General features: G+C 74.6%; 7 protein-coding genes. 2 read left to right on the top strand and 5 right to left on the bottom strand.

Features of this window, described 5'->3' with window-relative positions; genetic code table 11:
• A partial coding sequence (locus R3E88_22460) for a pyridoxal-phosphate dependent enzyme (protein ID MEZ4219244.1) occupies nt 1-575 on the top strand: 575 nt, incomplete at its 5' end.
• Between the two features lie 22 nt (nt 576-597).
• On the opposite strand, the gene R3E88_22455 is transcribed toward R3E88_22460, so the two are convergent.
• Nucleotides 598-1515, bottom strand: coding sequence for a metal-dependent hydrolase (locus R3E88_22455; GenBank protein MEZ4219243.1), 918 nt, complete (start codon nt 1513-1515; stop codon nt 598-600).
• 204 nt (nt 1516-1719) lie between these two features.
• On the opposite strand from R3E88_22455, the gene R3E88_22450 reads away from it, so the two are divergent.
• Nucleotides 1720-3402, top strand: a complete 1683-nt coding sequence (locus R3E88_22450; GenBank protein MEZ4219242.1) for a diguanylate cyclase — start codon at nt 1720-1722, stop codon at nt 3400-3402.
• Between the two features lie 27 nt (nt 3403-3429).
• On the opposite strand, the gene R3E88_22445 is transcribed toward R3E88_22450, so the two are convergent.
• From R3E88_22445 to R3E88_22430, 4 genes are all read right to left on the bottom strand, one after another.
• The gene (locus R3E88_22445) at nt 3430-4029 is read right to left on the bottom strand and encodes an SH3 domain-containing protein (GenBank protein ID MEZ4219241.1); all 600 of its coding nucleotides are present in this window, start codon (nt 4027-4029) and stop codon (nt 3430-3432) included.
• Nucleotides 4030-4391: 362 nt separating this feature from the next.
• Nucleotides 4392-10001, bottom strand: a complete 5610-nt coding sequence (locus tag R3E88_22440) for a biotin carboxylase N-terminal domain-containing protein (GenBank protein MEZ4219240.1) — start codon at nt 9999-10001, stop codon at nt 4392-4394.
• A complete protein-coding gene (locus R3E88_22435) occupies nt 9998-10663 on the bottom strand; it encodes a 4'-phosphopantetheinyl transferase superfamily protein (protein MEZ4219239.1) in 666 nt (221 codons plus the stop codon). Before R3E88_22435 ends, R3E88_22440 begins: the two co-directional genes overlap by 4 nt.
• Nucleotides 10650-11381, bottom strand: coding sequence for a lysophospholipid acyltransferase family protein (locus R3E88_22430; protein ID MEZ4219238.1), 732 nt, complete (start codon nt 11379-11381; stop codon nt 10650-10652). Before R3E88_22430 ends, R3E88_22435 begins: the two co-directional genes overlap by 14 nt.
• Between the last annotated feature and the right edge of the window lie 121 nt (nt 11382-11502).

The raw sequence follows: 11502 nt of genomic DNA, 5'->3' as shown, positions 1-11502 counted from the left end.
CGCGCGGCGTCCTCTACGCGAACCAGTGGGACAACCTCTCGAACCGCAACGGACACGTCCGCAGCACGGGCCCCGAGATCTGGCAGCAGACGGGTGGCAAGGTCGACGGCTTCGTGTGCGCGATCGGCACGGGCGGCACGCTGTCGGGCGTCGGCCTGCACCTGAAGGAGCGCGACCCGAACGTGAAGATCGGGCTCGCCGACCCGCGCGGCGCCTGCATGTACGAGTACTTCGCGCACGGGCGGCTCGAGGCGACGCCGGGCGGCTCCATCAGCGAGGGCATCGGGCAGGGGCGCGTCACCGGCAACGTCGACGGCGCGCCCGTCGACTTCCCGTTCTCGATCCCCGACGAGGAGGCGCTCCCCATCCTCTTCGACGTGCTGAAGGAAGAGGGGCTGTGCCTCGGCGGGTCGACGGCGATCAACCTCGCGGGTGCGAAGCGGCTCGCGCAGGAGCTCGGGCCCGGCCACACGATCGTCACGATCCTGTGCGACGGCGGCCAGCGCTACCAGAGCAAGCTCTTCAACCCGGAGTTCCTGAAGGCCAAGGGCCTCCCGGTACCGAGCTGGCTCTGACGCGGCGCGGCGAGCGGCGCGCCTAACGACGGAGGACGGCGTCCGCGTCGAACTCCCGCCGCCAGCGCGCGACGAGTGCCGAGTCGTCGATCTGCATCGGGTGGAAGTCGCGCCGGAACCACGCGCGGAACTCGGCGCCGAGCCCGCGCAGCAGCCCGCGCTCGCCGTCGCCTCCCGCTCCGAACAGGAAGCGCCAGCCGTCGCGCCACGTCTTCGCGCGGAAGAGCTCGCCGTCCTTCCACAGCATGTACATCGTGCGATCGAGCGTCTCGATCACGAGGAAGAACGTCTGGACGGCGAGCGACCAGGCGCGCAGCGCGTGCTCGCGCCGCGCGACGAGGCGCAGCACGTCGAACGCGACGGCCTTGTGCTCGGCCTCCTCGAGCGCGTGCCACTGCCACAGGCGCACCATGCGCGGGTCGAAGTCGCGCTCGATGCGCTCCTCGTTCGAGAGCACCGTGCGCGCGAGCAGCGCGGTGAGGTGCTCGAGCGCGGCCGTCGCGGCGAGCGACGACAGCGGCATGCGCCGGTTCGACCAGCGCAGGGCGGCGTCGGCGATGCGATTGCGCGTCGCGAGCGCGGGGTAGCCGTTCGCGATCAGGAGCTCGACGTGGCGATCGTGCTCGTGGCTGTGCCGGCCCTCCTGCCCGGCGAAGCCCCGCACGGCGCGGGCCAGATCGCGGCCGCCGTCGCGCTCGATCGCATCCGAGTAGTGCAGGACGGCCCGGACGAAGAAGGCCTCGCCGATCGGGAACACCGAGGAGAGCGCGTCGAGGACGTGCGTCGCGAACGGCTCGCCCCGGCACCAGTGGCGCGGCACGTCGGGCGAGAGGTCGAGCCGCGGGCGCCGGACGGGGATCGCGGGGAGGGCGATCGCGCCGCCGGGGCCCGCCGCGAGAGGCGGGCCGTGCGGGCTCTCGGACTCGAACGGGGTGGACATGGGCCGTCCCCCTTCCTTGGTCGGGCGCGCGCCGGCCCAGTGTAGGGGCTCGCGTCGGTCCGCGAGCCCCGCGCGCCGGGGGAATGCGGCTTCAAGCCCCGCCCGCCGGCCGACGAAACGAGCCCTCGTCCGCCCGCGCCGAGCGGCTCGCGGGCGGGGCTCCCCGTGCGGGAAGCCGGGCGCCGGATGGAGGGGCTTCGCGCGATGCCGGATCGCAGCGGTGAACACTGGCGCCTCGGCCTGCGCTCGCTGCCGGTCCGCATCACGCTCTTCGTGCTCGCGGCCACGATCATCACCTCCGTCACCGTGACCGCACTCTCCGTCTTCTCGATGCGCTCCTTCCTGCGCGCGAAGATCGACCAGAAGTTCCCCGAGATCCTGTCCTCCGCGAGCGACAAGCTCGACCTGTGGTTCGACCAGCGACGCCTCGAGCTCGGCGTCTTCGCCAGCAGCGGCGTCGTCGTCGACAACCTCGGCTCGATCCGCGCGGGCGTCGCGGGTGCGCGCCTCGACCGCGCGCGCGGCGAGATCGAGACCTACGCGCGCTACGTCAGCGAGAGCTCGCCGCCCTACGCGGCGCTGTTCGTCCTCGACGCCGGCGGCGCGACCGTCGCGAGCGTCGGGCAGGCCGTCGCGCTCACGCCGACCGAGCGCGCCGCGATCGAGAGCCGCGCGCGCGCGCAGGTCGAGAGCAGCACGCTCTACGCGCTCGGGTCGCGTCACAAGCTCGCGACCGCGGCCGTCGTCGCGCCGGACGGCGAGCGGATCGGCAGCCTGCACGCGCTGCTGCGCACGGACACCGTCGAGGCGCAGCTCGCGAGCGACGATCTCGGGCCGACCGGCGCCGTGTACGTCGTCGACGGGCGCGGCCAGCTCGTGCTCGGAACGGCCGCGGGCGGCCCGGCCGCCGCCGCGCTGGCCGAGGAGGCCGACGGCCGCGTCCGCGAGTACGAGAAGCCGAACGGCGAGCGCATGGTCGGCGCGGCCCGCGCGCTCGAACGGTTCGGGTGGACGCTCGTCGTCGAGGAGAGCTACGCGGACGCGTTCGCGCCGGCGACGGCCGCCGTGCGCCGCATCCTCGGGCTCGAGCTCGCACTGGCGCTCGCGCTCTGCGCCGCGGGCGCCGCGATCGCGCGCTCGATCTCGCATCCGATCCGCGGCCTCGCCGAGGCCGCGTCCCGCATCAGCCACGGCGAGCGCGACGTCGCGATCCCCGCGATCGCGAACCGCGACGAGGTCGGCCTGCTCGCGCGCACGATCGCGTCGATGCTCGCGCGCCTCGCCGCGAGCCGGCAGGAGATCGAGCGCAGCCACGCCGAGGTGGCCGCGGCGAACGCGCAGCTCACGGCCGACAAGCGCGAGCTGCAGCGCGCGAACGAGATCCTCGAGCAGCTCTCGATCACCGACGGCCTGACGAAGCTCCACAACCACCGCTTCTTCCAGGATCAGCTCGTGCGGGAGACGCGACGCGCCGACCGCACGGGCGAGCCGCTCGCGCTCGTGCTGATCGACATCGATCACTTCAAGCGCTGGAACGACCGGCTGGGCCACGCGGCGGGCGACGAGATCCTGCGCAAGATCGCGGGCGTGCTCTCCGAGGCGACGCGCTCGTCCGACCTGCTGGCGCGCTACGGCGGCGAGGAGTTCGCGCTGCTGCTTCCGAACACCGAGCTCGACGGCGCGCGCGCGCTCGCGGAGAAGGCGCGCTCGCTCGTGAGCGGAACGCAGCTCGTCGTCGCGCCCGAGACCGAGGACGAGCGCCTCACGATCTCGGCGGGCGTCGCGCTCTACCGCGGCGATCGCAAGGCGCTCTTCACCGCCGCCGACGAGGCGCTCTACCGGGCCAAGAGCGACGGACGCGACTGCGTCGTCGCCGAGGGCGACTGAGCGCGACTCGCGCGTCGTCGCTCCGGGCTAGCGGTGGGCCAGCAGGCTCGAGTGCACCCAGCCGACCTCGCCGTGCAGCGTGCGGACGAGCGTCCAGGTGTCGCCGCTGCGCTCGGCGAAGACGGGCGTGCCCTCGTTCAGCACGTCGACCACTGCCTCGTGCGTCGAAGGCCCGCTGCGGAGATTGACGCGCTGTCCGAGCACGAAGCGCGCATCGGGCGCGTCGGCGAGCACGCTGGCCTCGCGCTCGAGCCCCTGCGCGATGCGCTTCGCGCTGTACACGAAGAACATGGCGGCGCCGAAGTTCGCCTTCTCGACCTGGGCGTCGGCGTCGTCGAGCTTGGAGCGCGCCTCGTCGATCTCGCCGCGCCGCCACGGCGTCCGGCGCGCCGCGCGCTCGACCTCGATGCGCGCCTCGGCGAGCGACGACACGGCGTCGGCGCGCGAGTGGTTGCCGCGCATGCCCGACTCGGCCGCGATCAGCGCCTCCTCGGCCTGGCGCAGGTCGGCGCGCAGGCGCTCGACCTCGCGCCCGAGGCGCTCGGCGCGCACGCTCTCGGCGCGCCGGTACACGGCGGCGTCGATCTCGGTCGACTCGGCGGGCTCTGCCGTGCGGCCGGAGCGCATCCAGGAGAGGCTCGAGGGGAGGAGCCCCGCGACGCCGCTCGACCCGCTCGCGCACCCGAAGAGCGCGACCGCCGCGAGCGCGGCCGCGCTCGTCCTCCGCCGACCCGACTGCGCTGCCAAGCGACCCCCCGATGCGTTCGACGGCTCGCGGAGCGGCCGGCGAGCGACCGGGCGTTCATCGGCAGCGGAACGGCGGGTCTGAACGGGGGAGGGGCGCGCCATCGGGGCGCTTCGATGCCGCGCGGGAGCGGCGGGCTCGCGCCGCGCGCGCACCGCTCGGCGGAACGCCGGAGCGGGAGGGCGGCCCGGGCCGTCGCGCGCGCTCGGGGAGCGCGAGCGGCCCGCGAGCCCGCCGGGCGCGCTCAGCCGAGCGCGGCTTCGAGGCGCTCGATCAGGCGCGCGCGCATGTCGGACGCGTCGTAGATCGCGCCGATCGAGCCGACGTCGCGCGCCCGCTCGACGCTGTGCACGGCGTCGAACTCCTGCGCGAGGGCGGACTGGTGCTCGAGCGTGACGTCGTCGAGCAGCTGGTCGAAGGCGGCCTGCGCGTCGGCCGACCAGCGCTGGCGCAGGCGTCGGCGCGCCTCGGCGACGCGCGGGTCGGCCGACGCGCGCGCGCGCACGTCGCGCGCGAACACGACCGCCGCCGCGGCGCTTCCGCCGATCACCGACGCGTAGGAGCCCGTGAGCGCGGACGCCTCGAGCCCCTCGTTCAGCTCCTGCGAGAACACGACGTACGCGCCGCCGTGGTAGCGCGAGACGACGAGGAAGAGGATCGGGCCCTCGAAGTTCACCACCGCGCGCGCGATCTCCGCCCCGTACTCGAGCTGCAGCTTGCGCAGGCTCTCGGGCGAGCCGTCGAAGCCCGACAGGTTCGCGAGCACCACGACGGGCCGGTTGCCGCTCGCCGCGTTGATCGCGCGGGCGACCTTCTTGGACGAGTGCGGGAAGAGCGTGCCGCCCGTCCAGCTCTCGGGGCCGTCGAGCGGGCGATAGCCGTCGCGCGGGAGCGTGTGGCTCTCGATGCCGATCAGCGTCACCGGGAAGCCGCCGAGGTGCGCGTCCCAGACGACCGCCGTCTCGCCGCCCGTGAGCTGCCGCCAGCGCTCGATCGCGCCGGCGTCCTGGTCGAGCAGCGCGCGCATCACGGCGCGCATCGGGAAGGGCTTCTTGCGGCCCGGGTTCGCGCTCGCGTCGAAGATCTCGCCGACCGTCGCGAAGCCCTGCGCGTCGGCGCCCTCGAGCGGGAAGTCGCAGACCGAGCGCGCGGCGGGGTCGCTCGTCGCGGCGCGCCGCGGGCGCGACTCGCCGGGCACCACGTAGCTCACGTCGTAGTAGTCGTAGAGCGTGCGGTACGCGTCGGCGAGGTTGCGCGCGTAGTACTGGCCCTCGCCGTTCGGCCCCATGATGCGCTCGAAGCCGCCGATCGCGACCTCGTCCTCGGCCGACACCGCGCCCGACGCCTCGAGCGCCGCGCGCCCCGTCAGCACCATCGACGCGCCGGGCGTCATGATCAGCACGCCGCGCGTGTGCATGAGCATCGTGGCGAGCGCGTCGAAGTAGCTCTGCGCGCCGACGTTGACGCCCTGCACGATCACGTGGATCTCGCCGCCGCCCTGCGTGAACGTGACGATGCGGCGGACGACGCGCGCGGTGGCGTCGAGGTTCTCGGTGCCGCTGTCCATCGCGATCTTCGCGCCCGACGAGACGGGCACCCACTCGACGGGCAGCCCGCGCCGCTCGGCCAGGTCGATCGCGGCGACGATGCGGTCGCACTCGGGCGCGGAGAGCGCGCCCATGCCCGCCGTCGGGTCGGACAGCACGAGCACGCGCTGCATGCCCTCGGGCACCTTCGGCGTCGGCGTCGTGATGATCCCGAACACGATGCCCGAGCGGTTGCTGCCGTACTCGCGGCCGTCGACGGACATCGCGATCCGCCCGCCCGTCGTGACGTCGTACTCCTCGAACGTCCCCTTCGGCAGCGCGACGCGCACGTCGCCGTCCGCGAAGTCCGCGCCCACGGCGCGCGCATCGTCGCTCGTGAGCATGCGGACGATCTCGTACGGGTAGACGAGCCCCCGGCTGCGGGCGAGCGCGACCTTGCGCTCGTAGTCCTGCGCCGGGTGGAGCGGAGCGCGGTGCGGGGGCCGCCAGTTGATCTCCATCTGGTGGCCGGTCGGGTCGGTGAACACGAGCTCGACCGGGCGCGGCGGGCGCTCGGCGTCGCTCGGGTCGAACAGGTTGAGCCGCACGAGCAGCTTCTCGAGCCCGAGGTGCCGCGTCGCCGGCGCGAGCCGGTGCGCGAGCGAGGCGGCGGTGTCGGCGTCGAGCTGGATGGCCGCGCCGACGTAGAGCGCGATCCGGTTCCACTGCAGGTTGCGCCGCGGGTCGCGCTCCTGCAGCGCGCCGCGCAGGCGGCTCGTCGCGCGGTGGAACGCGCGCTCGAAGTTCGCGATGTAGGGCTCCGCCTCGCGGCCCGCGTGCGGGAAGCGCCCGGGCACGTCGGCGAGCACGAAGATGCGCTCGTCACCCGGCACGTCGCGGCTGCGACCGTGGAACGCGTAGATGCCCTCCTCGCCGGGCATGCGCTCGAGGTCGAAGGCCGACAGGCGCTGCAGGTCGATGCGCTCGGCGATCTCGGGGTGGACGTCGCAGTAGCGCGCCGCGTGCTCCATGCCGCCGAGCACGAGCTCGTACGTCCGGCACGCCACCTCGCCCTCGTCCGTGTGCAGCTCGATCGTGAAGCGCGGCGCCACGCGCTGCGCCGCGACGACGTCCGCGATCGCGGCCGCCACCTCGCCCGTCCGCTCGGCCTCGACGCCCGGGATCACGAGCTCGATCGCCGCGACGGCCTCGCCGTCGCGGTGCCACTCGCCCGCGGTCTCGACGAGCGTGCGCGCGCAGCCCGGCGCGTCCTTCTCGTTGCACACGGTCGCGAGCACGACGCCGCGCTCGCCCGCGCGCACCCACTGCACGCTCGCGCCGTTGCCGAGCAGCGCGCCGCGCTCGAGCGCCGTGTCGCTCGCATAGCGTCGCTGCAGGTGCGCGGCGAGCGCGATGTCGCGGCGCGCCGGGTCGGGTGAATCGAGCCAGCGTCCGACGCGCTGGAAGATCGTCTGCGGCGCGACGGCGAGCTCGTAGAGCACGTGATCGGCGGGCAGCGTCGGCCGGCTCTCCGCCGACGAGAGCCACGCCTCGAGCTCCTTGCTGCTCGGCTCGATGCGCTTCTCCATCCGCGGGCCTTCGAAGATCGAGTAGCGCGCGTCGATCGCGGCGTCGGCGAGCGCGTCCGGGACGAGACCGCGCATCCCGCCGATCAGGCCGAGCGCCGCCTCGAGCCGCGAGTCGTTCGTCAGATCCACGCGCGCGGCGAGCCGCGTCAGCATCGAGACGAGCGCGCGCACGAGGTCGCGCCGCAGCGTCGGGCCCTGCTGCGTCGCGAGCATGCGCAGCACGGCGCGCTCGAGCGGGTCGGAGTGCTCGAGGTCGGGAATGTCGTAGTGGCGCAGCGCGGCGCGCAGCAGCTCGAGGAACTCCTCGGCGATGCCGCTCCCCGCCGCGCGCATGCGCCGCAGGTACACGCGGAGCCGCGCGTTGTTCGACGGCCCGAGCTCGCCCGACACCGACGCGCGCGGCGAGCGGATGAAGAGCCGCTCGACGTCCGCGAAGAGCGGGAGCTCGCGGCGCAGCGCGGCGAGCCCGCGCAGGAAGTCGACGGGAAGCTCGTCGGGCAGCTCGGCCTCGAGGAAGTCGATCAGGCTGCGCGTGCGCTCGGGGTTCGCGTCGTAGCCGAGCAGCACGCGGCGGATCTCGTCGCGCACGGTCTCGAGCGCCTTGCGCCGAAGCGCGGCCTCGGCCGCGGCCGCGCCCGTGAGGTCCGCCCCGCCGAGGCCGCCGGCGCCGGCGCTCGCGCCGCGGAAGAGCAGCGCGAGCGGATCGTCCTGCGCGGGCAGCGCGAGGCGCTCGGCGGGCGACCCGCCGTCGGCGCTCTCGTCGCCGGGATCGATCGCGAGCAGCAGCTCGCCCGCCGCGACCTTCTGGCCGGGGCGCGCGATCACCTCCGTCACCGTGCCCGAGACCGGCGCCTCGAAGCCGATCTCCATCTTCATGGCCTCGACGAGGCCGAGCCGCTGCCCCGCCTCGACGCGGTCGCCCGGCTGCACGTGGATCGCGACCACCATCGCCGGCGTCGAGCTGCGCACCTGGCCGAGCGTCTGCCAGCCGAAGCGGTGCGGGTGACCGTCGAGCTCGATGCGGAGCCCGACCTCGGTCGCGTCGTAGAGCACGCGGTGCACGCGGTCGTCGATGACGAGGCGCGCCGAGTGCGAGCCCTCCTCGCTCATCGCGGCCGTGATGGCGCGGCCGTCGAGGTGCACGCGATAGCGCCACGAGCCGATCGCGTAGACGTCGAGCCGGTACGTGTCCGCGCCGTGGCTCAGGTCGATCTGCCGGCCCTGCGAGGGCGGCACGAGCTGCGCGGAGAGCGACGTCGGATCGGCGTAGAAGTTGAGCCGCGCGAGCCCGCGCTGGCGCTGGTAGGCGAGGATGCCGGCGGCCACGAGCGCGATGTCGGCGCCGGCCGCGCTCGCCTCGCGCGCCTGCGACCAGCGGTCGAGCCACGCCGTGTCGACGCCGCCCTCGCGGTAGTCGCGCGACGCGAGCATCTCGAGCAGGTAGCCCTTGTTCGTCGCGCCGCCCTCGACGACGAGCTCGAAGTCGCGCAGCGCGCACGCGAGCCGCGCGCGCGCCTCCTCGCGCGTGTCGCCCGTCGCGATCACCTTCGCCACGAGCGAGTCGAAGTCGGCCGGCACCGTCGTGCCCGCCGCGACGCCGGTGTCGACGCGCACGCCCGAGCCCACCATCGGGTTGAAGCACGCGATGCGACCGGGCGACGGGATGAAGCCCTGGTCGGGGTCCTCGGCGCACACGCGCGCCTCGATCGCCACGCCGCGCTCGCTCACCGCGAGACCGGCGAGCGACTCGCCGCGCGCGATGCGGATCTGCAGCTGCACGAGGTCGAGCCCGATCAGCATCTCGGTGATGCCGTGCTCGACCTGCAGCCGCGGGTTCACCTCGAGGAACACGAAGCGATCGCCGGCGACGAGGAACTCGACGGTGCCGACGCCCGCGTAGCCGACCTCGCGCGCGATGTTCACGGCCGACGCCTCGACGCGCGCGCGCAGCTCGGGCGCCATGTGCGGCGGCGGCGCCTCCTCGAGCACCTTCTGGTGGCGGCGCTGCACCGAGCAGTCGCGCGAGCCGAGCGCGAAGACGTGGCCGTAGAGGTCGGCCGCGATCTGCACCTCGATGTGCCGCCCGCCGACGACGCGCTCCTCGAGGAAGAGCCGTCCGTCGCCGAAGGCCGCGAGCGCCTCGGACGACGCCGACGCGAACGCGGCCGCGATCTCGTCGCCCTTCGCGATCATGCGGATGCCGCGGCCGCCGCCGCCGGCCGATGCCTTCAGCACGATCGGGTAGCCGATCGCGTCGGCCTCGCGGCGCGCCTCGTCGGCGTCGGCGAGCGGGCCGCCGTTCCAGCGCGAGACGGGAACGCCCGCGCGCTCGGCGAGCTGCTTCGCGGCGATCTTGTCGCCGACCGCGCGCATCGCCTCGGGGCTCGGCCCGAGGAAGGCGATGCCGGCTTCGCGCAGCCGCTCGACGAACTCCGCGTCCTCGGCGACGAACCCCCAGCCCGGCCAGACCGCGTCGGCGCGCGTCGCGCGCAGCGCCTCGACGAGCCCGTCGTGGTCGAGATAGGCGGCGACCGCGCCGCGCGGCGACTCGAGCCGCAGCGCGTGGTCGGCGTGGCGCACGAACGGCGCGTCGCGGTCGGCGTCGGTGTAGAGCGCAATCGCGTCGAGCCGAGCGCCCTCGAGCTCGCGCAGCGCCTTCACCGCGCGGATGCAGCGCATGGCCGCCTCGCCGCGGTTCACGATGGCGAGGCGTCGCAGCACGCGGCGCTCGGCGCTCATCGCTCGCCTCCGGCCGGCGCGGGTGCGCCGCCCGCCGCCGTCCCGGGCGCGAGCTCGCACGCGAACCCGAGCCACTCGCCGTGGTGCGAGAGCGAGAGGTCGGCGTCGAGCGGCTCGCCGCGCAGGCAGAGGTACGGGATGCGGCCGCGGCGTCGCACCTCGAGCTCGTCGGCGCGCACGCCGAGGCGCGGCGCGACCTGCTCGCAGACGAGCGCGCGCACGGCGCGGCCCGGCGCTTCGGGATCGGCGGCGTCGAGGTCGCCGAGCGCGAGCCGCCGCCACCCGGTGAGCACCGCGCCGCGCGCCGGCCGCAGGTCGGTCGCCACCGCGTGCAGCGCGCCGTCCGTCTCGGCGAAGACGACGCGGTGGCGCGAACCCTCGTGCGTCACGACGAGCTCGCTCGCGTCCGCAGCGGCCTCGGGCGCGGCGATCTCGAAGCGCGTCGGCGAGAAGACGGTCGCGGCGCTGCGCTTGCGCGCGAGCTTGTAGGCGGCCTCCTTCGCGGCCCAGAGCTTCCAGCGCAGACGCGCGGCGCGCGCGGGCTCGTGCGCGGCGAGCGCCGCGCGCTCGGCCGCCGTGAACACGCGCGTGTCGAAGCGCGGGTGGAGCGTCTCGGGGCGCGACTCGGGATCGAGCAGGTCGACGACGTCATTGCCGATCATCGAGGTACTCCCGCTCCATCGCCGCGAGCTTCGCGACGATCTGCCCGGCGAGGTCGCGCGAGCGGCGCGCGCCGCGCTCGTCCGACTTCGGCTCGATGCACGCGAGCGCGATCGAGAACACGTCGCCCTTCGCCGGGAACGCGCTCCACGTCGCCTGCGCGTCGCCGCGCAGGTAGACGCAGAGGACGCGGCAGTCCGCCGTCGCGCCGACCACGCGCCCGACGCCCCACGCGCCGCCGGCGTCGACCTCGACGCGACCCGTGCGGCTCCGCCCGCCTTCCGGGAAGAGCAGCGCCACCTCGCCGCGCTCGAGCAGGTACGCGACGCGGTCGAGCACCGCGCCCGTGTCCTCGCGCCGCCCGCCGCGCGTGATCGGGATGCACTTCGCGAGGTAGACGAGCACCGAGTGGAGGCGCGTGCCGGCGAAGTTCGTGCGCTCGGGCGTGTTCCAGGGGAACGAGTCGAAGTCGCGCAGATAGCCCCACGGGCTGCGCAGCGCCCACCCGACGATGAACGAGTCGATCAGCGTCAGGTGGTTCGCGCAGACGAGGAGCGGACGCCGGCTCTCGGCGCGCAGGCGCGCGTAGTCGGCGCGCACGCGCGCGAGGTCGCGGATGCGGTAGCCGCGGACGAAGCGGAAGTAGACGATCGCGAGCGGGATCCACAGCGGCGCGATCGCCGCCACGAGCGCGCGTTGCACGGCGTGCCGGCGGCGCATCTGCTGCGCCTCGCGCGACGTCGAACGCGCGACCGCTGTCTGCGAGATCCCGCCCATCGAGCGTGCTCCGCCCCCGTTGGCACTCCGCGCGTCCGCGCCGATCCGCGCGCCTCGCGGCGCG

It is taken from the genome of Myxococcota bacterium, from assembly GCA_041389495.1.
GTDB lineage: Bacteria > Myxococcota_A > UBA9160 > UBA9160 > UBA4427 > JAWKRT01.
Note: the sequence above shows the minus strand (reverse complement) of the source record. Positions and strands in the feature narration are given on the sequence as shown.